The organism is Pseudoduganella sp. R-32 (assembly GCF_049913245.1).
In the GTDB taxonomy this organism is placed as follows: domain Bacteria; phylum Pseudomonadota; class Gammaproteobacteria; order Burkholderiales; family Burkholderiaceae_D; genus Rugamonas.
On sequence record NZ_CP183987.1, the window covers coordinates 431,422 to 452,090 of the forward strand.

Annotated in this window: 25 protein-coding genes and 1 tRNA gene; 9 read left to right on the forward strand and 17 right to left on the reverse strand. The window is 62.4% G+C overall.

The genetic code is table 11. From position 1 onward, the window contains the following. Positions 1 to 104 precede the first annotated feature (104 nt). From speD to ACN9MU_RS02030, 5 genes are read right to left on the reverse strand one after another with little or no spacing between them, the layout of a single operon-like run. On the reverse strand, positions 105 to 464 hold the full coding sequence (gene speD, locus ACN9MU_RS02010; protein WP_426167006.1) for an adenosylmethionine decarboxylase: 360 nt from the start codon (positions 462 to 464) through the stop codon (positions 105 to 107). Then, on the reverse strand, positions 461 to 634 hold the full coding sequence (locus tag ACN9MU_RS02015; protein WP_426167008.1) for a hypothetical protein: 174 nt from the start codon (positions 632 to 634) through the stop codon (positions 461 to 463). The genes speD and ACN9MU_RS02015 overlap by 4 nt, the downstream gene beginning before the upstream one ends. Continuing rightward, positions 631 to 2,112 (reverse strand): DUF4178 domain-containing protein, encoded by a 1,482-nt coding sequence (locus tag ACN9MU_RS02020; RefSeq protein ID WP_426320190.1) that lies wholly within the window; start codon positions 2,110 to 2,112, stop codon positions 631 to 633. The genes ACN9MU_RS02015 and ACN9MU_RS02020 overlap by 4 nt, the downstream gene beginning before the upstream one ends. 10 nt (positions 2,113 to 2,122) lie before the next feature. After that, the gene (locus ACN9MU_RS02025) at positions 2,123 to 3,175 is read right to left on the reverse strand and encodes an SPFH domain-containing protein (protein WP_426336789.1); all 1,053 of its coding nucleotides are present in this window, start codon (positions 3,173 to 3,175) and stop codon (positions 2,123 to 2,125) included. Between the two features lie 11 nt (positions 3,176 to 3,186). Further along, the gene (locus ACN9MU_RS02030; RefSeq protein WP_426167014.1) at positions 3,187 to 3,573 is read right to left on the reverse strand and encodes a DUF350 domain-containing protein; all 387 of its coding nucleotides are present in this window, start codon (positions 3,571 to 3,573) and stop codon (positions 3,187 to 3,189) included. A 64-nt stretch (positions 3,574 to 3,637) separates the two neighbouring features. Between ACN9MU_RS02030 and ACN9MU_RS02035 the strand changes: the two genes are divergently transcribed. Continuing rightward, the gene (locus ACN9MU_RS02035; RefSeq protein WP_426336790.1) at positions 3,638 to 5,149 is read left to right on the forward strand and encodes a polyamine aminopropyltransferase; all 1,512 of its coding nucleotides are present in this window, start codon (positions 3,638 to 3,640) and stop codon (positions 5,147 to 5,149) included. Next, the gene (locus ACN9MU_RS02040; RefSeq protein ID WP_426336791.1) at positions 5,149 to 6,768 is read left to right on the forward strand and encodes an NAD(P)-binding protein; all 1,620 of its coding nucleotides are present in this window, start codon (positions 5,149 to 5,151) and stop codon (positions 6,766 to 6,768) included. The genes ACN9MU_RS02035 and ACN9MU_RS02040 overlap by 1 nt, the downstream gene beginning before the upstream one ends. A gap of 8 nt (positions 6,769 to 6,776) precedes the next feature. On the opposite strand, the gene ACN9MU_RS02045 is transcribed toward ACN9MU_RS02040, so the two are convergent. The 5 genes from ACN9MU_RS02045 to ACN9MU_RS02065 form a co-directional block, all read right to left on the reverse strand. Continuing rightward, complete coding sequence (locus ACN9MU_RS02045; RefSeq protein WP_426344061.1) at positions 6,777 to 8,387, reverse strand: alkaline phosphatase D family protein; 1,611 nt, start codon at positions 8,385 to 8,387, stop codon at positions 6,777 to 6,779. Between the two features lie 109 nt (positions 8,388 to 8,496). Beyond that, the gene (locus tag ACN9MU_RS02050) at positions 8,497 to 8,790 is read right to left on the reverse strand and encodes a hypothetical protein (RefSeq protein WP_426336793.1); all 294 of its coding nucleotides are present in this window, start codon (positions 8,788 to 8,790) and stop codon (positions 8,497 to 8,499) included. A gap of 48 nt (positions 8,791 to 8,838) precedes the next feature. Next, positions 8,839 to 9,147, reverse strand: a complete 309-nt coding sequence (locus ACN9MU_RS02055; RefSeq protein ID WP_426344062.1) for a hypothetical protein — start codon at positions 9,145 to 9,147, stop codon at positions 8,839 to 8,841. Positions 9,148 to 9,193: 46 nt separating this feature from the next. Then, a complete protein-coding gene (locus tag ACN9MU_RS02060) occupies positions 9,194 to 9,445 on the reverse strand; it encodes a hypothetical protein (protein ID WP_426344063.1) in 252 nt (83 codons plus the stop codon). 51 nt (positions 9,446 to 9,496) lie between these two features. Continuing rightward, positions 9,497 to 9,682 (reverse strand): hypothetical protein, encoded by a 186-nt coding sequence (locus ACN9MU_RS02065; protein ID WP_057262264.1) that lies wholly within the window; start codon positions 9,680 to 9,682, stop codon positions 9,497 to 9,499. A 207-nt stretch (positions 9,683 to 9,889) separates the two neighbouring features. Here ACN9MU_RS02065 and ACN9MU_RS02070 point away from each other — a divergent pair, with 207 nt between their 5' ends. Genes ACN9MU_RS02070 through ACN9MU_RS02080 form a run of 3 tightly spaced genes read left to right on the forward strand, consistent with a single transcriptional unit; the run spans position 9,890 to position 12,137 of the window. Beyond that, positions 9,890 to 10,375, forward strand: a complete 486-nt coding sequence (locus ACN9MU_RS02070) for a Spy/CpxP family protein refolding chaperone (RefSeq protein WP_426344064.1) — start codon at positions 9,890 to 9,892, stop codon at positions 10,373 to 10,375. A 15-nt stretch (positions 10,376 to 10,390) separates the two neighbouring features. Continuing rightward, complete coding sequence (locus ACN9MU_RS02075) at positions 10,391 to 11,146, forward strand: response regulator (protein WP_426344065.1); 756 nt, start codon at positions 10,391 to 10,393, stop codon at positions 11,144 to 11,146. Beyond that, positions 11,139 to 12,137: a sensor histidine kinase gene (locus ACN9MU_RS02080; RefSeq protein WP_426344066.1), complete on the forward strand. Its 999-nt coding sequence runs from the start codon at positions 11,139 to 11,141 to the stop codon at positions 12,135 to 12,137. The genes ACN9MU_RS02075 and ACN9MU_RS02080 overlap by 8 nt, the downstream gene beginning before the upstream one ends. Here ACN9MU_RS02080 and ACN9MU_RS02085 read toward each other — a convergent pair. Continuing rightward, complete coding sequence (locus ACN9MU_RS02085) at positions 12,103 to 13,071, reverse strand: extracellular catalytic domain type 2 short-chain-length polyhydroxyalkanoate depolymerase (RefSeq protein WP_426167036.1); 969 nt, start codon at positions 13,069 to 13,071, stop codon at positions 12,103 to 12,105. The genes ACN9MU_RS02080 and ACN9MU_RS02085 overlap by 35 nt on opposite strands. Positions 13,072 to 13,108: 37 nt before the next feature. Between ACN9MU_RS02085 and ACN9MU_RS02090 the strand changes: the two genes are divergently transcribed. After that, positions 13,109 to 13,714 carry a glutathione peroxidase gene (locus ACN9MU_RS02090; RefSeq protein WP_426344067.1) on the forward strand — a complete coding sequence of 202 codons (606 nt, stop codon included), beginning with the start codon at positions 13,109 to 13,111 and terminating at the stop codon, positions 13,712 to 13,714. Here ACN9MU_RS02090 and ACN9MU_RS02095 read toward each other — a convergent pair whose 3' ends face one another. Then, positions 13,715 to 14,128, reverse strand: a complete 414-nt coding sequence (locus ACN9MU_RS02095) for a rhodanese-like domain-containing protein (RefSeq protein WP_426320218.1) — start codon at positions 14,126 to 14,128, stop codon at positions 13,715 to 13,717. A 96-nt stretch (positions 14,129 to 14,224) separates the two neighbouring features. On the opposite strand from ACN9MU_RS02095, the gene ftrA reads away from it, so the two are divergent. Together ftrA and ACN9MU_RS02105 are read left to right on the forward strand one after the other, a co-directional pair. Then, positions 14,225 to 15,199 carry a transcriptional regulator FtrA gene (ftrA, locus tag ACN9MU_RS02100; RefSeq protein ID WP_426344068.1) on the forward strand — a complete coding sequence of 325 codons (975 nt, stop codon included), beginning with the start codon at positions 14,225 to 14,227 and terminating at the stop codon, positions 15,197 to 15,199. Between the two features lie 30 nt (positions 15,200 to 15,229). Continuing rightward, the gene (locus tag ACN9MU_RS02105; RefSeq protein WP_426320221.1) at positions 15,230 to 15,589 is read left to right on the forward strand and encodes a DUF1428 domain-containing protein; all 360 of its coding nucleotides are present in this window, start codon (positions 15,230 to 15,232) and stop codon (positions 15,587 to 15,589) included. Here ACN9MU_RS02105 and pabB read toward each other — a convergent pair. From pabB to ACN9MU_RS02120, 3 genes are read right to left on the reverse strand one after another with little or no spacing between them, the layout of a single operon-like run. After that, the gene (gene pabB / locus ACN9MU_RS02110; RefSeq protein ID WP_426344069.1) at positions 15,575 to 17,392 is read right to left on the reverse strand and encodes an aminodeoxychorismate synthase component I; all 1,818 of its coding nucleotides are present in this window, start codon (positions 17,390 to 17,392) and stop codon (positions 15,575 to 15,577) included. The genes ACN9MU_RS02105 and pabB overlap by 15 nt on opposite strands. Then, positions 17,389 to 17,964, reverse strand: coding sequence for a nucleoid occlusion factor SlmA (slmA, locus tag ACN9MU_RS02115; protein WP_057262191.1), 576 nt, complete (start codon positions 17,962 to 17,964; stop codon positions 17,389 to 17,391). The genes pabB and slmA overlap by 4 nt, the downstream gene beginning before the upstream one ends. Positions 17,965 to 17,978: 14 nt before the next feature. Next, on the reverse strand, positions 17,979 to 18,650 hold the full coding sequence (locus ACN9MU_RS02120) for a pyrimidine 5'-nucleotidase (RefSeq protein WP_426167046.1): 672 nt from the start codon (positions 18,648 to 18,650) through the stop codon (positions 17,979 to 17,981). Between the two features lie 18 nt (positions 18,651 to 18,668). Here ACN9MU_RS02120 and ACN9MU_RS02125 point away from each other — a divergent pair, with 18 nt between their 5' ends. Beyond that, entirely contained in the window at positions 18,669 to 19,565 is an 897-nt protein-coding gene (locus tag ACN9MU_RS02125; RefSeq protein WP_426167048.1) for a TraB/GumN family protein, read from the forward strand. A 6-nt stretch (positions 19,566 to 19,571) separates the two neighbouring features. Here the strand turns inward: ACN9MU_RS02125 and ACN9MU_RS02130 are convergent. Next, positions 19,572 to 19,646: transfer RNA gene (locus tag ACN9MU_RS02130), tRNA-Thr, on the reverse strand. Between the two features lie 39 nt (positions 19,647 to 19,685). Further along, the gene (gene argB, locus ACN9MU_RS02135) at positions 19,686 to 20,579 is read right to left on the reverse strand and encodes an acetylglutamate kinase (RefSeq protein WP_090435962.1); all 894 of its coding nucleotides are present in this window, start codon (positions 20,577 to 20,579) and stop codon (positions 19,686 to 19,688) included. Positions 20,580 to 20,669 lie beyond the last annotated feature (90 nt).

The window sequence follows — 20,669 nt, forward strand, 5'->3', positions numbered from 1 at the left end:
GAAGGTCAGGCAGCCGACAGGAGGGCAAGATCAAACGAACGCATGGCAAAACTCCTGTCAGGTTGGTGGGAAAGCCGCCAGTGTCGCACCGGCGGCGGGGCAAGTCAATGCGGTGGCTCGCGGTCGACGGTGCGGACTTCGGAACACTCGGGCTGCAGTGCTTCCTCGATTACTTCCAGCGCCAGGTGGGGCTGGGCGGCGCCGCACATGAAGATGTCGGCGGCTGCGAAGCCGTTTTCGGGCCAGGTGTGGATCGAAATATGTGACTCCGCCAGCAACACGACGCCGGTTATTCCCAATCCGGTGCCAAAGCTGTGGAAGTGGCTGTGCAGCACCTGTGCGCCGGCTGCGGCTGCGGCGCCGCGCAGCAATTGCTCAATCCTTGTGCAGTCCGCAAGCAGGCCCGGCTCAATGCCGGACATGTCGGCCAGCAGGTGCGTGCCGCTGGGTTGGTGAATGCTCACTTATGGCCTCCGCCGCCGCCACCGCTGCCCCAGCTGCCGGAGCTGGAGGACCAGCTGCTGCCGTGGTAGCCGCCGCCGCTACTCGACGATGGGCCGCTGACAAACTTGATCCAGCTGGTGCCGACACTGAACATGCTCACCACCAGAGCGTAGCCGAAGAATTTATTCATTTTTTCGTTTGATCGTCGATTGCGTCCAGCACCAGGGCCGGCAGGTAGAGCGCAAGGCAGGCAAGGATCGTGACGCCGATGGTGCCGCCGAAATTGAACAGCAGCGGAATGGCGTTCAACGCCAGAATGCCGATGATCCAGTTCTTGGCCGAGCGCGCATATCGGCCTTTGCTGAAATCCTGTGCAACCTCGCCGCTGGCCTTGTCCTCGCCTTTGACGGCATCGCCGAACCAGGCTTTGAGCTGGTCCCAGGCGACCGGGGTTGATCGCGACCAGCCAAGTTCTGTGGGCGTTAGTTCGGCCGCGAGCGTCACCTGCTGGCGCTTGTATTCGTAGACGTGAGTATGGTCGCCTACCGCCACACGCCAGTTGAAGGCGCCGGCCGCGTAAGTCACGACGGAGTTGTAGTCATACAGTTTGCTGTAGCCGGCCTTGTCGAAGTTGACCGTCTGGGCGTCGAGCACGTTTGCTTCTGGCCACTGGTCCATCACATTGGCGCGCGACCAGCCATCGGCAGTTTCGACCAGCCAGGTAAAGCCATTCCGGCTGCCGTACAGCAGGTATTCGGTCCAGCCGCTGCCCTCGTCGTCGGCCCGGCGCATCACGCCGATGACGGTGAAATCCTGGTTGCCCAATTTGCCGGAGGCGCCCAGCGGCAGCGTGAAGTATTCTTTCTCTTGCCGCCGGCCGACGGCGATGACCTCGGCTTTCGGGCTGGCGGCGTCGATCTCGGTCTGGCAGGACTGGCAAACCAGGTTTGCTGTCAGCCCGGGCAGGTATTTGATCTGGCTGCCGCAGTTGGGGCAGTCCAGCGCATCGAGCTTGCCCCGGTAGCGGCCGGCGGTGCGCTTGATTTCGTCTGCATCGCGCAGTAATTGGGCTTGCATGGCTTCCAGCGTGACCGAGACGCCGGTGTACATCAGCGGCGGGCCTTCGTCGGAATAGTCGAGGGTAATGAAATGGCTGCCGCGCCGGAAGTCGGCGACTTTCGCCTGCCAGCCATCGCCCACCTTGAACGGCAGTTCGCCCTGGCCGCCGATGCACTGCGCGGTCCTGACGTCAGCCGACATATAGCGAGCGCCCACCAACTGGTAGGGTTTGCCAGGCTGGATGTCCTCAAAGGCCGGTAGCTGCGCATCGGGTTTGCGCAGGGTGGTCACCGTGTACTGGCCGGACGCGTCGCCCAGCCAGCCGCTGGTGGCGTCGTCGAAAACGATGAACCACTCGTTCCACATGCCCGCGTCGTAACGCAGCTGGATGCGGCCCACGACATTGAAGTTGCGGCCGCCCAGTACGCCGCTGGTGCCGACCTGGATCGGGGAATAGTCCTCCAGCACGGAGGAAATCTTGCCCAGGTCTTTGACCGCGCCGGCTTCCTTCAGTACACGCGTGTTGCAGTACTCGCACACCGCCATGACGGAGGCGTGTGAGCGGAAATTGACCTCTGCGCCGCAGCTAGGGCAGGAAACTGTTTGCATGCGGCCTGGCTTATCCGATCAGTTTCTTGAGCAGTTCAGCCTTGGTGGCGTCGTAGTCGGCTGGCGAGATCAGACCCTTGTCCAGCAGGGCTTTCAGCTTGCCGAGGCGGTCTTCGATCGATTCCTGCGCTGGCGCGGCGGGTGCCGCTGGTGCTGCCGGGGCTTGAACTGGCGCCGCGCCCGGATTCAGCGCCTGGCCCATAGTCTGGCCCATCACCTGGCCGACGGTCAGCCCAGCACCCAGGCCGGCGCCGATGCCTGCCAGGCCGCCTTCGTTGCCGGCAGCCAGCGGGATCGATTGCGCCACCTGGTATTTGGTGAAGCCGGCCATCTTGGCGTCGCTCATGCCGCCCTTCATGCCGGCGGAGATACGCTCGTCCAGCGCGGCTTGCAGTTCTTCCGGCAGGCTGACGCTGGCGACGTTGAATTCATCCAGGCCGATGCCGTAGCGTGCAAACGCGTCGGCCAGGCCGCCTTTGACTTCCTGCGCCATCAGGGCCTGGTTGGCCGCCATGTCGAGGAAGGCGATCTGCGAGGCGCCCAGCGAGTTGGCCATGGAGGCCAGCAGGATGCCGCGCAGCTGGTCTTCCACGTCGTCGCGGGTGTAGATGTTGCGGGTGCCGCTCAATTCAGTGAAGAATTTGCGCGGATCGGCCACGCGGTAGGAATACATGCCGAAGGCGCGCACGCGGATCATGTCGAAATCCTTGTCGCGGATCGTGATCGGCTGCGGGGTGCCCCACTTGCGGCCGGTCTGCACGCGGGTGCTGAAGAAATACACATCCGACTTGAACGGGGAGTCGAACAGCTTGTCCCAGTTCTTCAGGTTGGTCAGCAGCGGCAGGTTTTGCGTGGTGAGCTTGTGGGTGCCGGGGCCGAACACGTCGGCAATCTGGCCTTCGTTGACGAATACCGCGACCTGCGATTCACGCACGATCAGCACGCCGCCGTTCTGGATCTCGAAGTCCTGCATCGGGTAGCGCCAGGACAATACGCCTTCCGCGTCCTCGTTCCACTGCAGTACGTCGATAAACTGCTTCTTGATAAAGCTGCCGATACCCATGATGTAACCTCTCAGGAAATGCAGGCGGCATTGATGCCGCCAATGGAAAGCGAAATAGTGCCGAGCAGGCCGCCGAAGGCGCTGTTGTCGGCCTCAATTTGGTCCTGCGCCATTTTCAGGCAGCGTGTCGTGATGGCGTAGCCGAGCGCTTGCACGATCATCGCGCCAAAGGCCCAGGCCAGGAACTGCTGCCAATTGTAGGTATGCAGGATGCTCGATGCGATGGTCATCGAAAAACCCAGCATGGCGCCGCCCAGCGACAGCGCCGCGGCATGGTTGCCCTGCCGGATCAATTTGACTTCGTCATACGGCGTCATCCATGTATAGGCTTTGAAGAAGACTACCAACAACAAGGCGGCCAGCGCCAGGTGGACCAGATAATTTAGGATGGCGTTCACGTCGATCCCCGGTTAAAGTGACATGCTTGTAGCAAAAGAAACATATTAGAACAAAAGCATCCAAATGACCAAAAAGATTCTCATTGTTTCAGTCTTCGTCGTCGCGTCCTGCGGACTTGCCTATGAATTGATCGCTGGCGCACTTTCCAGCTACCTGCTGGGTGATTCGGTGCTGCAGTTCTCCACCATTATCGGCTGTTACCTGTTCGCGATGGGTGTGGGGGCGCATTTTTCCAAGTATGTGAAAGACGAAGACGTGCTGGCCCGCTTCGTCGACATTGAACTGGCGGTGGGCCTGATCGGCGGCTTGTCCGCTGCCGTGCTGTTCATGACGTTTGCCTGGGCGTCGGCGCCGTTCCGCACCTTGTTGTACACCATGGTATTCCTGGTGGGAGCCATGGTGGGCATGGAGATTCCGCTGGTGATGCGCGCCCTGAACTCGCGCCAGACCGAGTTCAGTGAACTGGTGAGCCGCGTGCTGACTTTCGATTACCTCGGCGCGCTGGTGGTGTCGCTGCTGTTTCCGCTGGTGCTGGCGCCGCAGCTTGGGCTGGTGCGCACCGGTTTCCTGTTCGGGATGCTGAACATCGCGGTGGCCCTGTGGACAATTTATGTTTTCCGCACAGAGCTGGCGAACGTGGCCGGCCGTTTGCTGCGCGCCAGTGCCGTGATGCTGGCGCTGGTGATCGGTTTCAGCGGCGCGGACCGGCTGACCGGTTGGGGCGAACATGGGCTGTTTGGCGATGAAATCGTGTATTCGACCAGCACGCCGTACCAGCGCCTGGTAATCACCAAGTGGAAGGATGACCTGCGCCTGTATATCAACGGCAACCTGCAGTTTTCCTCGCGCGACGAGTATCGGTACCACGAAGCGCTTGTGCATCCGGTGATGGGGGCGCTGCCTTGGGCCAAGCGCGTGCTGATCCTGGGCGGCGGCGACGGGCTGGCGCTGCGCGAAGTCCTGCGTTATCCACAGGTCGAACACGTCACCTTGGTGGACCTGGACCCGGCGATGACGGCGGCCTTCACCCAGCGCGATGAACTGGTGGCGCTGAACAAGGGATCTTTCCGCGATAAGCGCGTGACGGTGGTGAATGCCGACGCGGCGATCTGGCTGCAGCAGAACCAGGACATGTTCGATGCAGCGATTGTCGATTTTCCCGATCCTTCCAGTTTCGCGCTGGGCAAGTTGTATTCAGTGCCGTTCTACGGCGTGCTGAAGAAGCATATTGCCGTCAATGGCCTAGTGGTGGTGCAGGCGACCTCGCCGTTCTTCGCGCCGCATGCCTATTGGACGGTGGATGCGACGTTGCGCGACGTGGGCATGCGTACCTGGCCGTATCACCTGTATGTGCCATCTTTTGGCGAATGGGGCTTCATCATGGCTTCGCCGCAGCTTGATTACCGGCCGCCCGAGGCGTACAGCCTGCCGATGCGTTTCCTGAATGCAGAGACCACGAAGGCAATGTTTGCCTTCCCTCCGGACATGAAACCGCTGCCGATGGCGCCGAACCGTCTCAACACACAATCGCTGGTGCATGAATTCGAGCAGGACTGGCGCAGGGTGATTCGCTGATGCTGCGTCGTTCTTTCCTGGCCTGGGCTGCTGCCGGCGGCGTTACCGCTGCGGCCAGCGTGGCTGGATACCTGCGATGGCAGGAGATTACGCCGGTCGTGAATGCGCCTGGGCGCGATGAAGGGCATTTCCTGCGCGACCGCAAGCCTTTGCCTGCACCGTCGCAGTCATTGTCGGCTGATGTGCTGATCCTCGGTTCCGGTGCTGCGGCGTTGACTGCTGCCTGGCAGTTGCGAAAGCAGGGGCATGATGACTTCCTGATGCTGGACGGACCCGAGCCATATGGGAATGCTGCTGGCGGGCGATTCGGCGCGTTGGGGTACCCGACGGGCGCGCATTACCTGCCGCTGCCGACCGAGGAATGCGCCCATGTGCGCGAACTGCTGGCGGACCTGGGCGTGATCCAGCGCGGGGCAACGTCGCGCAAACCTTATTACGACGAGCGCTTTGTGCTGCATGCGCCGGAAGACCGGTTGCTGTTCAATGGCGCCTGGCAGGAGGGCGTCTTGCCGCATGAAGGGGTGCCGGATGCCGAATTGGCCGAGCACAAGCGCTTCTTTGCGCAAGTGGATGCGTTGCGCAGTGCGGTCGGCGAGGATGGAAGACGCAGGTTCACTTTCCCCAGCGAGCATTCGTCGGCGGATGCGGAGGCGGCGCAGCTCGATGCCATGAGCTTTGGCGCCTGGCTTGCCCAGCAAGGCTATCGCGCGCCTTCTTTGCTGTGGTACATGGACTATTGCTGCCGCGATGATTACGGCGCGGGACTTGATGCGGTCTCCGCCTGGGCGGGGCTGCATTATTTCTGCGGCCGCGGCGGCGAAGCGGAGAACGCGGAGCAGGGCGCCTGGCTGACCTGGCCGGAGGGACTACAGGCGCTGGCCAGTGGAATGGAGCGGCTCGCGCGGCCCAAGCGGCTCGCGGGTAGCGCGGTGCGTGTGCGGGTGGACAACGCCAGCGGCGGCACGGGCCAGGGGCGGGGCGTGGAAGTGCTTTGCTTTGCGCTCGAACGCGGTGTGCCGCGCACGTTCACGATCCGCGCGCGCCGCGTCATTTCCGCGATGCCGCTGCATGTCACGGCAAGGGTTGTGGAAAACATGCCGGATGTCCACAAGCAAATTCACGCGCCATGGATGGTGGCGAATTTCCTGATGAAGCGTTTTCCACAGGAGCTGCCGGCGGTACCGCTGTCCTGGGATAACGTGGTGCATGGGACCAAGGGCCTGGGCTACGTGGTCTCGACGCACCAGGACATCCGCGTGGCGCCGCCGGAGAAGACGGTCTTTACCAGCTACGTGGCGCTGGCCGACCGCGATCCGCGCGAGGCACGCAAATGGATGACGGCGGCGAGCGGCGAAGAGTTGCTGGCGCTGGCGAGCGTCGACCTGAGGGCGGCTTACGGCGCACAATTCGAACGTTGCGTGGAGCGCGTGGATATCACTTTGCGCGGCCATGCGATGGCGGTTCCGGTGCCGGGATTCCGCAGCGATGCGGGCCTGAAGGCCTTGCGCGAAATGGATGGCCCGGTATTGTTTGCGCATTCCGACTTGAGCGGCTTCTCCGTGTTCGAAGAAGCGTCCTGGTGGGGCTACCGCGCAGCCCAAAAGGCACTGCGCGGCTAACTGCTGGCTCAGGCGGCCGGGGGCAAGGTGTTGGAGTAGACCGAAACGCCGTCAAGGTCCCGGAGGTCGATTGTGAATGCTTTCGTCTGCGGGTCAATGTTCACTTCACCGAAGAACTGGAAGCCGGCGAAAGGTGAGCGATTTGCTTGCCCGGTAGGCGGTGCTTTCTGGAATTTGACTTGCGGCCCGAAGGTCGCATCAAGGAGATTGGGGCCAAAGGTACCGGCGTTCAATGGGCCAGCAACGAATTCCCAGAATGGTGAAAAGTCGGTGAACTGGGCCAGCGCCGGATCGTAGTAGTGTGCGGCGCAGTAGTGGACGTCGGCAGTTATCCACACCACATTCTTGATCGACTTGATGTCGCGCAGAAGGCCGGCCATTTCGATCTCGCGGCCCAGGGGCACGCCGTCGTTTCCGTTGGCTATGGCTTCCCAGCGAGGGGTGCCGCTGGCGTCCTTGCCGTCGGGGACCTGCAGGCCGATAGGCATGTCCGCGGCAATCACCTTCCACGTTGCGGTTGATTGAGCGAGCGAATCCTTGAGCCATTTCACTTGGGCCGAGCCAAGGAAGGCGCTTGCGTCGCTTTCGACCGCTTGCAGGTTTGTGCTGTTCGGCCCACGATACGAACGCATGTCGAGGACGAAGACGTCGAGCAGCGGACCATAGGGAATCCGGCGATAGACGCGCTGGGATTCAGGCTGGTCGCCCCAGCGCATTGGGGCGTATTCCAGGAATGCCTGTTTGCCTCGGGCGATCAGCGTCTGGATGTTCTTTTCCGTGTAGCGGGTATCGGCACTCAAATCTTTCGATGCAGACCAGTTGTTGGTGACTTCGTGGTCATCCCACTGCCAGATCTGCGGGACTTCGGCGTTGAAGCGGCGGATATTATCGTCCATCATGTTATAGCGATAGCGGCCGCGGAATTCGTTGAGCGTTTCGGCGACTTTCGAGACTTCCGGAATCACGAGGTTCTTCCAGGTACGCCCGTTCTCGGCCTTTACTTCAGCGCTGATTGGCCCGTCGGCGTAGATGTTGTCGCCGCTGTGCACGAAGAAGTCCGGCTGGCGCTTGCGCATGGCTTCGTAGATTTTCATGCCGCCGAATTCGGGATTGATGCCCCAGCCCTGGCCTGCGGTATCACCGCTCCATACGAAACGCACAGGGCTCTTGCCGTCCGGCGCTGGCAGCGTGCGGAAGCTGCCGGTCGCAATTTCGCTGCCGATTTTCAGGTCGGTGGCGCTGTCGTAGGAGACGCGCAAGAAGATCTTTTCACCGGAGGGCAGGCCTGTCAACTCAATACGGCTGGTGAAATCGCTCGCCTCCGTCGCTGTCGGACCGAGGATTTGGCGGGGATTTAGGAAGGCTTCGGTGGTGTCGAATTCGACCCGCATGCGGGCAGGGCGGTCGGAGCGCGACCACACGATTGCTCGGCCATCGGCGATGTCGCCAATCTGAAATCCGTACGGCAGCTTGGGGCGCTCGGATTCGGCAGCAATGATGTTCGGTGCTGCAGTAGAGCTGCCGGAGCCGCAACCGGAAAGCCCAAATGCTGCAGTGCCTACGGTGAAAGCTCCGGTGTGGGTCAGGAAGCGCCGGCGGGTGTAACCAGGATTTGTCATATTGAAGCCTCATTGATGTTAAACGGGACATCAATGTATTTTCGAAATATGACGGGCAATTGACGAGAGGCCTCTTTGCGATCGAAGAGGCCTCTCGGGGGAAACGCTATTACTTGGCGGCGGCTGGAGCTGCAGCCGGTGCAGGCGCCGCGGCCGTGGCCGGGGCCGGGCTCGCCTTCACTTCGGACTTGGTTTCAGCTGGCTTCTCGGCCTTCTTGTGGGTGCCCTTGTGCGCAGTCTTCTTTTCGACTTTCGCGTCGGTCTTGGCTTCCACTTTCGCTTCTACCTTGGCTTCTGCTGCTGGAGCAGCTGCCGGTGCCGGAGCGGCCGGAGCAACCGGGGTGGTCGCGAATGCAGCGGTAGCGAACAGGCCGGCGATCAGGGTAGCGATGGTCTTTTTCATGGTGCGAGTCCTTTAAGTCGAATTTGGGGGCTGAGTACTTGGCGGAGATTACTTGGCTGCTGGAGCTGCGGCAGGAGCAGGTGCAGCAGCCGGTGCAGGCGCCGCGGCCGTGGTCGCAGCCGGGCTCGCCTTCACTTCAGACTTGGTTTCAACAGGCTTCTCTGCCTTCTTGTGTGCGGTTTTGTGCACGGATTTCTTTTCGACCTTTGCATCGGTCTTGGCTTCCGCTTTCGCTTCTACCTTGGCTTCAGCTGCAGGCGCCGCTGCTGGCGCTGGAGTGGTTGGAGCAACCGGGGGGGTAGCAAAAGCAGCGGTAGCGAACAGGCCGGCGATCAGGGTAGCGATGGTCTTTTTCATGGTGTGTGTCCTTTTAATGATTAGTGTTTAAGTTCGGTAGCGAGGATTACTTGGCTGCTGGCGCTGCGGCAGGCGCTGGCGCCACGGCGGTGGTCTTGTGCGTGCCTTTATGTTCGGTCTTCTTCTCGACTTTCGCGTCGGTCTTGGCTTCTACCTTGGCCTCAGCCTTGGCGCTGGTGGCTGCGACGGCTGCCGCAGGAGTCGCTGCTGGCTCTGGAGTGGTTGGAGCGGCTGGAGTGGTAGCGAAAGCAGCGGTAGCAAACAGGCCGGCGATCAGGGTAGCGATGGTCTTTTTCATGGTGCGTGTCCTTTGGAAGAAATTATGTAAATCGTTTAGCTAATTAGTTGATTACTTCTTTTCAGCGGCAGGTTTCTGAACTTCCTGCTTCACTTCCTGTTTGACTTCGGCTTTGACCTCAGCTTTCACTTCAGCCTTTACTTCCGGGACCGCTGGGGTAGCTGGGGCAGGAGTTTGTTGTGCGAATGCGGCGCTTGCGAACAGACCGGCGATCATGGTGGCGATGACTTTTTTCATTTTTAAATCCTCACTATTAGTTGATCTTGTGTAGCGCACTGTTTCCTGTGTCACTGAGCTGAAAACGGGCTCACTCAGCAGTATGTTGACGGTCATTACAAACCCTTACATTTGTCGCAGATTTACAAAACTTTACGCAGGACTCATAGAGGCGACATGCGCGCCCCCTAAAGTGGCCATACCCACTAACCCTTATTAGGAGATGTCATGAACAAGAAGTCCTGGATCGCAATCGCCGCAGTTGTCGCCGCCCTGGGCGGTACCGCCGCCTATGCCGGCGCAGACCATGGAAGCGGCCATGGCCACGGTCGCGGACACAGTCCATGGACGATGGATGCCGCCCAGGCGGATAAGCACATCGAAACCATGGTGGCGCACATCCTGCCCGACGCTACCGAGGCCCAGAAATCGCGCCTGACCGAAATTGCCAAGGCCTGCTTCAATGACGTCAAGCCGATCCACCAGCAGTTGCAGGAGGGGCATGAGGCGATGCACAAGCAGTTGGCGCAGCCAGCCATCGACCGCGCTGCGCTGGAAACCCTGCGCGCTGACCACATGAAAAAAATGGACCTGATGTCGCGCCGCGTGCTGGCTGCTGCGATGGATGCTGCCGAAGTCCTCACGCCCGAACAGCGCGCGAAGTTCAACGGCGCCCTGCATATGATGGCGATGAGCCATATGGGGAGCCATTAAGCTATAGTCTCAACCATGTCCCAACCCCTTGTCCTCATCATCGACGACGACCAGCGCCTGGCGGCGATGGTTGAAACTTACCTGGCCCAGAATGGCCTACGCGTGGAGCATGCCGAAACCGCGCAGGCCGGCCTGGACCGGCTGGCGCAGGCCGACGCAGGCAGCTTTTCCGCCCTGATCCTGGACCTGATGCTGCCCGACGTCGATGGGCTGGAAGTCTGCCGCCGCCTGCGCAATATGCCACAGCCGATGCGCAGCCTTCCGGTGCTGATGCTGACGGCCAAGGGGGACCCGCTCGATCGCGTCATCGGTCTGGAGCTCGGCGCCGACGACTACTTGCCGAAGCCTTTCGAGCCGCGCGAGTTGCTGGCCCGCCTGCGGGCGCTGTTGCGCCGCCCGGCGCTGGCTGATACCGGCGGTGCGGCGGGGCCGGCAGCAGCCGGGCTGCCGGCCGCCGAACCGCCGTTGCGCTTTGGTCGGCTCGAAATCGACCCCGGCGCGCGCATCGTGCGTGTCGACGGCGCCGAGCGGCCGCTTACGGCCTATCAGTTCGACCTCCTGATGGCCTTTGCCCAGCGTGCCGGCCGGGTGCTGTCGCGCGAACAGTTGATCGACGCGCTGAAAGGAGGAACGCTGGAGCCTTTCGACCGTTCCATCGATGTGCACGTGGGCCGGGTGCGCGCCGCTATTGAGGATGATCCGAAGGCGCCGCGCCGCATCATTACCGTGCGTGGCGCGGGATATGTCTTCGCCAAGGTGCAGGATGCGTAACTTCGGCTCGCGCATGTATGTGCGCATTTATGCGACGCTGCTGGCCTGCATTGTGCTGGCCGTGCTGATGTTCGGCTACATCCACTTCTGGTTCGCGCCGCCGCGCCATATGCCGCGCAATGCCACCATGGCGGTGATGCTGCTGCTGTTGATGATCGCGATTGTGATTGCAGCGGGCGCCTATCCCGTCGTGCGCCGCATTACGCGCCGGCTGGAGCAGCTGCAGGGCAGCGTGCAGGCCTGGGGCAGGGGCGACCTGGGCGCGCGCGTGGATGTGCATGGGGCGGACGAGGTAGCCCAGTTGGCCGCCAGTTTCAACGATTCGGCGGCGCGCATCGAGGCACTGGTGGGGGCGCAGAAGTCCCTGTTGGCCAATGCATCGCACGAGCTGCGGTCGCCGCTGGCGCGCATTCGCATGGCGGTGGAGTTGCTGCAGGATTCCGCCAGTCCGGCGATACGCCAGGAGTTGGCGCGCAATATCTCCGAGCTGGACCAACTGATCGACGAGGTCTTGCTGGCGAGCCGGCTGGATGCGGTTCCGCAGGAGCATGCAGCGATCGAAGAAGTGGAGCTTACCGGCATCGTCGCGGAAGAATGCGCACGGGTAGGGGCAGTACTGGATGGCGTAGCCGGAGCAGTGCAGGGCGATGCGACGCTGCTGCGTCGCATGGTGCGCAACCTTCTGGAGAACGCGCGCCGGCATGGCGGCGAGGCTGAGGTGAGCGTGATGCTGGCCAGCGCTGGCGGCGGCACCATGCTTGAAATATGCGACCGCGGGCCGGGCGTGCCGGCGGCTGAGCGGGAGCGGATTTTCGAACCTTTCTACCGGCTGCCGGGCGCTTCGGAAAAGGCGGGCGGCGTGGGCCTCGGCCTCTCGCTGGTGCGCCAGATCGCTCGCCGCCATGGCGGCGAGGTCGAATGCCTGCCGAACGGCGAGCATGGCGCCTGCTTCCGGGTCACGCTCCCGTCAGGCGGTCAGCCATCCGCTTGATGGCGCGCAACTGGCGGCCGCCCTGCACCGAATAGTCCGGATCGTCGTAGCCCCACCAGTCCCAGCATGCTTTCGGATTCGGCATCGGCGTGATTGCCGCCGCTTGCGGGTAGAGCACCACAATGCGGTTGGTGTCGGCCCAGGCGTTGTAGCCCGCGTGGCGCGCGTAAGTATCCTTGAGGGTGCCGATGTCCTGCAAGCAGCCGTGCAGGGCGATGTGCAGCTTGCAGCCGGTGCCACCGGCTTCGCAGCCTGGTGGAATGTAGACATAGCCGGTGTTGGCCATGCCGTGCGTGGTCGGCGCCGGGAGGAATTCGGACTGGTCGAACTCCTGCAGCTTGCCTGCCGGGGCGGCATTGTCGCCGCGTGCTTTCAGCGGGCCGTAGATCCATTGCAGCAGGTTGCCGGCCGCGTCGAAACCGCAGTTGCTGATAAATGGCGCGGCCAGGGCGTCACACCTGTTGCCATAACTGTCGGTCGGCATGGCGTGGCCGGCGGCCAGGTCGCTCTTGAACTGAACCTGTGCGGCGGGGATAAAGGCTGCGTAATATTTGGCCAGGTCGGCCATTGAGGCTGCAGGCACCAGCTTGTCGAGGGTGCCGGAGAACATCCACACGCGGTGCGTGGCCAGCTTCGCAACCGGATCTACCAGGCCCGCTTCGGCGCGCTTGCGGGTCACGGCTGCCAGTTCGGCCACATCGGCGCCTTTGCAGCTGCCGATGGCGTTCATCATGCTGCCTTGCGCGCAGTAGTAGCTGCCACCGGCGATGATGCCCGCGCCAACCACGCTGCCGGAGTAGGCGACCTGGTATTGCACCGCCATGAAGGCGCCCGACGAGAGGCCGGAAATCGACACCTGCTGTGTCTTCATGGCTGGCAGCGGCGCCGGCGCTGCGGTGGCTGCCAGCGCCAACGTGCAGCCGGCAATTGTCATACAATCGGAAATTCGAACGAACCGGAAGAGACTACCCATGCCATCTATCCTCACCAAGTTTGCAGCGCTGTCCGCGCTGAGCCTGAGCGCCGCTGCCGCCTTCGCACAGGCGCCTGCCGCGCAATCTGCAGTCGCAGCAGCCGCCAATGCGCCGGCCGCGAGCTGCCCCGCTATCCTGAAACAGTCCTTCAACCGCCTGCAGGACGATGCGCCGCAGGACCTGTGCCAGTACGCCGGCAAGGTGATCCTGGTCGTCAACACGGCCAGCTATTGCGGCTATACCCCGCAGTACAAAGGACTGGAAGAAGTGTATGCGAAATACGCGGGGAAAGGTCTGGTCGTGCTGGGCTTCCCGTCGAATGATTTCGGCAAGCAGGAACCGGGCAGCAGCAAGGAAATCGCTGACCTCTGCTACAACACCTATGGCGTGAAATTCCCGATGTTCGCCAAGTCGGTGGTGTCGGGCGACGCACCGAACCCGTTCTACGCGAAGCTGATCAAGGCGACCGGCAAGGCGCCGGCCTGGAACTTCCATAAATACCTGATCGACCGCAAAGGCAATGTGGTCGAGAGCTTCCCGAGCAAGGTCAAGCCGGACGACAAGGCCCTGGTTGACGCGCTCGAGAAAGCCCTCGCTGGTTGATTACGCGGCGGCGGCTACCGTCGACGTGGCGAGGGCAAAGCCTTCGTCCAGCCAGCCGGTGATCCCGCCCGTCATGATTTTCACCGGCCGGCCCAGCTTGGCCAGCCGGATTGCCGCGCGCGCTGCGCCGTTGCAGTGCGGGCCGGCGCAGTAGGTCACGAAAACGGTCTCCGGCGGGTACTCGGCCAGCTTGGAGCCGATGATCTTGCGGTGCGCCAGGTCCACCGCGCCTGGCACGTGGCCCGCCGCATACTTTTCCGTTCCCCGCACGTCCAGCAGCACGAAGTCCTGCTGCGCGGTGCCCATCACGCTGTGGACATCCCAGCAATCCGTTTCAAAACGCAGCGAATCTTCAAAGTGGGCGAGCGCCTCGGCGCTGGGAGCGGCGGCGACTTCGGTGACGATGGATGGCATCTGGTTTCTCCTGTGGCGTTGAAAGTGACTCCATTCTCGGCCGCCGCGGCTTAGCGCGGCAGTGGCGCGAATGCCATATTGCGTTAAGATTGCGCCATGAGCGCGAAAAAACACATGGTTGTGGCGCTGGCCTACGATGGCCTGTGCACTTTCGAATTCGGCTGCACGGTCGAACTGTTCGCCCTGGATCGCCCGGAATTGGGCGTCGACTGGTATGACTTTGCCGTCTGCGCGGTCGAGCCGGGCCCGATCCGCGCAGCGGGCGGCATCGTGGTGCAGGCGCCTTACGATCCCTCGCTGCTGGAACGGGCCGATACCATCGTGATCCCCGGCTGGCGCGACGCCGATGAGGCGCCGCCGGAAGCCCTGCTGGCGCAAATCCGTGCCGCCCATGCGCGCGGCGCGCGCCTGTGCACCATCTGCTCGGGCGTATTCATCCTCGCCGCGGCGGGCTTGCTGGACGGCCGCCGCGCTACGACGCACTGGCGCTACGTCGAGCGGCTGGGGCGGCGCTATCCTCGCGTGCATGTGCTGGCGGACGACCTGTATGTCGACGAAGGCCAGATCATTACCTCGGCTGGATCGGCAGCGGGACTGGACATGCTGCTGCACCTTGTGCGGCGCGATTACGGCGCGCGGGTCGGCAATATGGTGGCGCAGCGTCTGGTGGTGGCCCCGCATCGCGAGGGCGGGCAGGCGCAGTTCCTGCCGCGTCCCATGGCGCACGATGAGCAAGGCAGGTTGTCGCGCCTGATGGACTGGCTGCGCAGCCATCCCGCCGAGCCGCACACGGTGGCCAGCATGGCCGAGCGCGCGGCCATGAGCCCGCGCACCTTACAGCGCCAGTTCCAGGACGCTACTGGCATGGGGCCGGTCGAATGGCTGGCCCGCGAGCGGGTAGCGATTGCGAAGGATTTGCTGGAGTCGCCGGACATCGCCTTGGCACAGGTAGCCGAGCGGGCAGGTTTCGGCTCGGAAGAGTCGCTGCGCCACCATTTCCGCCGCATCGCCTCAACCACGCCCGGCGCATACCGGCGTGCTTTCCTTGTCACGGCCAATCGTGCGGCATAAGCTGAGGGCTCACTTCACAAGGAGATTCAAATGGCTTATGTCGATGGATTCATTGTGCCGGTTCCCAGCAAGAACATGGATGCGTACCTGGAGATGTCGCGCCAGTGCGCCAAGGTGTGGCGCGAATATGGCGCGATCGAGTATCGCGAGACCGTCGCCGACGATGTGAAAGTAGGCGTTCACACTTCCTTCCCGCAGGCGGTCAAGCTGGAGGACGGCGAAGTAGTGGTGTTCTCGTGGATTATCTATCCCTCGCGCGAAGTGCGCGACTCCTGCAACGAGAAAGTCATGTCGGACCCGCGCATGAAGGACATGATGGATCCCGCCAGGATGCCGTTTGACGGCAAACGGCTGATCTATGGCGGCTTCGAAATGCTAATCGACCTGTAGGCTCGCGCGCATCGCGCCGCGCAGGGAATTGCACACCACGATTTCCTCCGCGGCGAGCAGCATGTCGCGTGTGACGACGCGTTCCTGCGCGCCCCAGGCATCGATGATCACCGCACGCATCACACCCGGCAGCATGCCACTGGATAAAGGCGGCGTTATCCACAGGCCATCCATGCGGAGGAAGACGTTGCTGCGTCCTCCTTCCGTCAATTCTCCACGCTCATTGAAGAACAGCTTGTCGAAGGCGCCTTGGGTATCGGCGGCTTTCCAGGCCGCGTCGTAGCGTTCGCGAATGGTGGACTTATGGCGCAGGAACAGGTCGCTGCTGTCGGTGGCTTCGTCAGCCAGCAGTACACGAACCGGTTCCTGCAGCGGCGACAGAGCGCCGCTTTGCACGGCGAAGGCGCCGGCGCTGTTCATCGCGAGCCGCAGGCGGTGCGGCTGGCCTGCGAGCAGGGACTGGCAGGCCAGCGTGAGGTAGGCTCGGGCGGCAGCTTCATCCCAGGCAAAGCCGAAATAGCGCGCCGATGCCGCCAGGCGTTGCAGGTGGCGCTCCAGATGGCGGGGGCCGGCTTCGCGCGTGGCATGCATGGTTTCGAACAGTTCGAAATCGTTCGAGAGGCCGGTCAGGAAGCGGGCCTTCAACTGGCATTCGGCGAATTCGTCGTGCGGCTCGCTGTCGTAGACGATGCCGGCGCCGACGCCCATCACACCTTTGCGGATACCGTTTTGCTCCGCCTGCAGCGTGAGCGTGCGGATCGGGACGTTCAGGCAGAAATCGCCACCCGGGGCGAACCAGCCGACGGCGCCGGTGTAAATGCCGCGTGGTTCGGGTTCCAGCTCGGCGATGATCTCCATGGTGCGCTTCTTGGGTGCTCCGGTGATGGAGCCGCAAGGATAAAGCGCGCTGAAGATCTCTCCCAGCGTGGCGCCTTCGCGCAGGCGGGCCTGCACGGTGGAGGTCATCTGCAGCACGCTGCTGAAACGCGTGACTTCGAACAGTTTCGGGACCTCGACGCTGCCGGTAGCGGCCACCCGGCCGATATCATTGCGCAGCAGGTCGACGATCATCAGGTTTTCAGCGCGGTTCTTCGGGTCGGCCGCGAGGGCAGCAGCTCGGCGAGCATTTTCCGCTTCGTCGGCAGCAGCGGGGGCGGTGCCCTTCATCGGGCGCGCGGTCAGTGTTTCGCCTTCCTTGCGCACGAAAAGTTCCGGCGACAGCGACAGGACGGCGCGGCCATCGTCAAAGCCGATCAGCGCGCCGTACGGCACCGGCTGGCGGGCACGCAGGCGCTGATACAGCGCAAACAGCGAACCGAAGGCGTCGAAATGCAGGCGATAGGTGTAGTTGACCTGGTAGGTGTCGCCGGCGGCGATGTAAGCGCGGATGCGCTGGATGGCGTCGACAAACTGCGCTTCGCTCACATTGGCGCGGATGCTGGCCACGCCGGCCGGTGTGGTATCGGCTGCGGCCTGGGCGGCCAGCCAGTCTGCGACCTCCGCCTGCGACAGCTCGTCGCAGCGCTCGAACAGCAGTACCTGCGCCAGTGGCGGCGCGTCGTGTGCGGCAGCGCGCGGCTCGACGCCGACGATATGGTGTCCCAACTCGTAGCTGAGCACGGGCACCGCGTGCAAGCCGCGTGCGAGAGCCTGCTCCATGCCGGCTAGCACGCCTGGCCAGCCGGAGAAGTCGCTGCAGGCGAGGGTAGCGTGATGTCCGGTGTAGAGGCGGGATAACCGGCCAGCGCCGGTGGCTGGATCGACGCTAGCGTCGTCCAGCAAAGCAAAGGACAAGCAGTTCAATTCAGCAGCAATGCAATCTGTACGGCGGCGTCTTGCGAAGGATTCGACTTGAAGCCGCTCTTGGCGTATCGGTGCCAACGGCCCAGCACAAAGCTGACCAGCAGCCCGGCGCGGGCGGTGACGTCAGCCTCATGGGCCTGGCCTTCGGCCGCTGCAGCACGCAGCGCCTGTTTCAGTGCCAGTTCCACGCGGTCGTAGAACTGGTTCATACGCTGCTGCAGGCGCTCGTCTTCGTTGACCAGCGCGTCGCCGATCAGCACCCGGGTCATGCCAGGGTTGCTGCTGGCGAAATGCAGCAGCATGCCCAGGATGTCGCGCGCCTGGGCCAGGCCGTCCGCTTGCTTGTCGGCGATCTGGTTGATCAGGCCGAACACGGTGGACTCGATGAATTCGATCAGGCCCTCGAACATCTGGGCCTTGCTGGCGAAATGGCGGTACAGTGCCGCCTCGGAGACATCCAGCTTGCGCGCCAGCGCAGCAGTAGTGATCTTTTCTCCTTTTGGATGCTCCAGCATTTCAGCCAGTGCCTGGAGGATTTGCAGCTTGCGCTGTCCGGGCTGTGTACTTGCCATAGGTTTTGGACCAGTTATTTTAAGTTTCTGACAGATTTTACTTTGACATCAAGCCATGCCGGTTTTTTCCCCGGTTTCAGCAGGTATTGCGTCACCCACACCGTGCGCATGCCCAGCGCATGCGCCGAACGCAGGTTATCCAGCGTGTCTTCGACAAGGATACACCGGCGCGGGTTCAGGCCCTTCCGGCGCATCAGCCGCCGCAGCATGACGCGCGATGGCTTGGGGCGCAACTGGCGATGCACATGCATTGATTCGATGGTGATCTGGTCGCTGAAATGCCGGCCGATGCCCATATGCCCGACCACCTTGCGCGCGTAATCGCGTGGCGCATTGGTCAGCAGGATCTTGCGGCCGGGCAGGCGGCGCAGGAGCTGGCCCAGGCCGCGCTCATAGCGGATCATCGACTCGATTTCCGGCAGGTCGTGCGTCTCGCGCAGGAAGTGGGCCGCGTCCACGCCATGGTGGCGCACCAGTCCAAGCAGGGTGGCGCCGTAGCGCTGCCAGTAAAGGGCGCGGGTGGCGCTGATTTCCTCTGCGCTGGCCGGCGTGTCGCCGTCGCCCAGCACGCGCGCCATGTACGCGTTCATCTTCTCCACCATGGCGGGGAAGATGGCATGCGATGCATTGTGCAGCGTGTTGTCCAGGTCGAACAACCAGACCGGTGCCAAAGGTTTAATATTCACGTTCTACTTGGAGAGACTATGCGACGCACGATTATAGTGATGTTTTGCCTGCTGCTTGGATTGAGCTTTTCGGCCACTGCCGCCCCGCCGGCGCGCGGCGCGCTCTACAAGCTGGAATACGCTGGCCATACATCGTGGCTGTTCGGCACCATCCACGTTGGCCTGCCCGACTTCTACCCGCTGGAGCCGCGCGTCACGCAGGCCATGGAACGCGCCACGGCGGTGGCGCTGGAAGTCGATCCCGCCGCCGATCCGGCCAAGTCGATGGCGGTAATGCGTGAGTACGGCCTGTATGCGCCCGGCACTGGCAGCGCCATGACCGACATCCGCCCCGAATACCGCCCGCGCCTGGAAAGCATGTTGAAGAAGCACGGCATCGCGCCGGAAATGGTGGCGTCGATGAAACCATGGCTGATCGTCATGATGATCACCATCGGCGAATACCGTGCGCTGGGCTACCGTCCGGAGCTGGGCGTCGACCTGCAGCTGGCGCGCACCGCCCACGGCCGCAACCAGCGCGTGGTGGAACTGGAATCGGTCGGCGGCCAGGCCGCGCTGTTCGGCCGCCTGACGCCGCAGGAACAGGCGCGCTTCCTGGAAGACAGCCTGGATACCTTTGAAGACAGCAAGCAGGGCGTGCAGCCGCGCGACCTGGTCGACGCCTGGGCTTCCGCTGATGCCGCCAAATTCGACGCCCTGGCGCGGGAGGTGGAAGAGGACAAGACCTTCTCCGGCAAATTCATGAAAAAGGTGTTGCTGGAAGAGCGCAATCCCGTGCTGGCCGACGGCATCGTGGAAATGATGAAAAAAGAACAGCACAGCTTTGCCGCTATCGGCACTCTGCATCTGGTCGGATCGGGAAACGTTGCGGAACTGCTGCGCCAGCGTGGCGTGAAAGTAGAGCGGATCTACTGAGGAGAATGGTGCCCTTGACGTGGATTGAACACGTGGCCTCTCCCTTACCAAGGGAGTGCTCTACCACTGAGCTACAAGGGCATTCACGTTTTTGGCGGTTGTAGAAAACCGCCAAAAATTTTAGTGAGACCGGATCATAGTGCCAAAAGCCTGTTCGGTCAAGACTTCCAGCAGCAGGCTGTGTTCAATTCGCCCGTCGATGATGTGCACGGTGTTCACGCCGGACTTGGCAGCGTCCAGTGCGGAAGAGATTTTTGGCAGCATGCCGCCCGAAATCGTACCGTCGGCGAACATTTCGTCGATTTCGCGCGCCGACAGGTCGGTCACCAGGTTGCCGTTCTTGTCCTGCACGCCGGCGATGTTGGTCATCATGATCAGCTTTTCAGCTTTCAGGATCTCGGCGATCTTGCCGGCGACAACGTCAGCGTTGATGTTGTAAGCCTGGCCATCTTTACCGAAGCCGATCGGGGAAATAATTGGAATAAAGGCATCATCCTGCAGGGCTTTCACCACGGCCGGGTTGATCGCCTCGATCTCGCCGACGAAGCCGATGTCCAGGAATTCGCCTGGTTTTTCCTTGTCCGGCATGGCCATCTTGCGGGCGCGGATCAGGCCACCGTCCTTGCCGGTCAGGCCCACTGCCTGGCCGCCGTAGTGGTTGATCAGCATGACGATGTCCTGCTGCACTTCGCCGCCCAGCACCCACTCCACCACTTCCATGGTTTCTTCGTCGGTAATACGCATGCCCTGCACGAAGGTGCCTTGCTTGCCGATCTTCTTCAGCGCATTGTCGATCTGCGGACCGCCGCCGTGCACCACCACCGGGTTCATGCCCACCAGTTTCAGCAGGATCAGGTCGCGCGCGAAGCCGTGCTTCAGGCGCTCTTCGGTCATGGCATTGCCACCGTATTTGATAACGATGGTTTTGCCGTGGTAATTACGGATGTACGGCAGCGCCTCGGCCAGGATCTGAGCCTTGACTTGGGGCGTAACGCCGCTCAGGTCAGTGGACATATCCGGGTCGCGGGCAGGCAGGTTGGTCATGGCGGGGGTTCCAGAAAATTAGATTTAAGGTCAATGGTGCGCATTATAGGGCCAATCGAG

What these genes read in the sequence shown, in the direction of transcription:
- ACN9MU_RS02055 (WP_426344062.1), bottom strand. Translation starts at nt 9,147, where the DNA reads ATGAAAAAGACCATCGCTACCCTGATCGCCGGCCTGTTCGCTACCGCT.
- argB (WP_090435962.1), bottom strand. Translation starts at nt 20,579, where the DNA reads ATGTCCACTGACCTGAGCGGCGTTACGCCCCAAGTCAAGGCTCAGATC.
- slmA (WP_057262191.1), bottom strand. Translation starts at nt 17,964, where the DNA reads ATGGCAAGTACACAGCCCGGACAGCGCAAGCTGCAAATCCTCCAGGCA.
- ACN9MU_RS02085 (WP_426167036.1), bottom strand. Translation starts at nt 13,071, where the DNA reads ATGACAATTGCCGGCTGCACGTTGGCGCTGGCAGCCACCGCAGCGCCG.
- ACN9MU_RS02105 (WP_426320221.1), top strand. Translation starts at nt 15,230, where the DNA reads ATGGCTTATGTCGATGGATTCATTGTGCCGGTTCCCAGCAAGAACATG.
- ACN9MU_RS02040 (WP_426336791.1), top strand. Translation starts at nt 5,149, where the DNA reads ATGCTGCGTCGTTCTTTCCTGGCCTGGGCTGCTGCCGGCGGCGTTACC.
- ACN9MU_RS02025 (WP_426336789.1), bottom strand. Translation starts at nt 3,175, where the DNA reads ATGGGTATCGGCAGCTTTATCAAGAAGCAGTTTATCGACGTACTGCAG.
- ftrA (WP_426344068.1), top strand. Translation starts at nt 14,225, where the DNA reads ATGAGCGCGAAAAAACACATGGTTGTGGCGCTGGCCTACGATGGCCTG.
- ACN9MU_RS02045 (WP_426344061.1), bottom strand. Translation starts at nt 8,387, where the DNA reads ATGACAAATCCTGGTTACACCCGCCGGCGCTTCCTGACCCACACCGGA.
- ACN9MU_RS02015 (WP_426167008.1), bottom strand. Translation starts at nt 634, where the DNA reads ATGAATAAATTCTTCGGCTACGCTCTGGTGGTGAGCATGTTCAGTGTC.
- ACN9MU_RS02075 (WP_426344065.1), top strand. Translation starts at nt 10,391, where the DNA reads ATGTCCCAACCCCTTGTCCTCATCATCGACGACGACCAGCGCCTGGCG.
- ACN9MU_RS02080 (WP_426344066.1), top strand. Translation starts at nt 11,139, where the DNA reads ATGCGTAACTTCGGCTCGCGCATGTATGTGCGCATTTATGCGACGCTG.
- ACN9MU_RS02020 (WP_426320190.1), bottom strand. Translation starts at nt 2,112, where the DNA reads ATGCAAACAGTTTCCTGCCCTAGCTGCGGCGCAGAGGTCAATTTCCGC.
- ACN9MU_RS02125 (WP_426167048.1), top strand. Translation starts at nt 18,669, where the DNA reads ATGCGACGCACGATTATAGTGATGTTTTGCCTGCTGCTTGGATTGAGC.
- ACN9MU_RS02090 (WP_426344067.1), top strand. Translation starts at nt 13,109, where the DNA reads ATGCCATCTATCCTCACCAAGTTTGCAGCGCTGTCCGCGCTGAGCCTG.
- ACN9MU_RS02035 (WP_426336790.1), top strand. Translation starts at nt 3,638, where the DNA reads ATGACCAAAAAGATTCTCATTGTTTCAGTCTTCGTCGTCGCGTCCTGC.
- ACN9MU_RS02060 (WP_426344063.1), bottom strand. Translation starts at nt 9,445, where the DNA reads ATGAAAAAGACCATCGCTACCCTGATCGCCGGCCTGTTTGCTACCGCT.
- ACN9MU_RS02070 (WP_426344064.1), top strand. Translation starts at nt 9,890, where the DNA reads ATGAACAAGAAGTCCTGGATCGCAATCGCCGCAGTTGTCGCCGCCCTG.
- ACN9MU_RS02095 (WP_426320218.1), bottom strand. Translation starts at nt 14,128, where the DNA reads ATGCCATCCATCGTCACCGAAGTCGCCGCCGCTCCCAGCGCCGAGGCG.
- ACN9MU_RS02065 (WP_057262264.1), bottom strand. Translation starts at nt 9,682, where the DNA reads ATGAAAAAAGTCATCGCCACCATGATCGCCGGTCTGTTCGCAAGCGCC.
- ACN9MU_RS02050 (WP_426336793.1), bottom strand. Translation starts at nt 8,790, where the DNA reads ATGAAAAAGACCATCGCTACCCTGATCGCCGGCCTGTTCGCTACCGCT.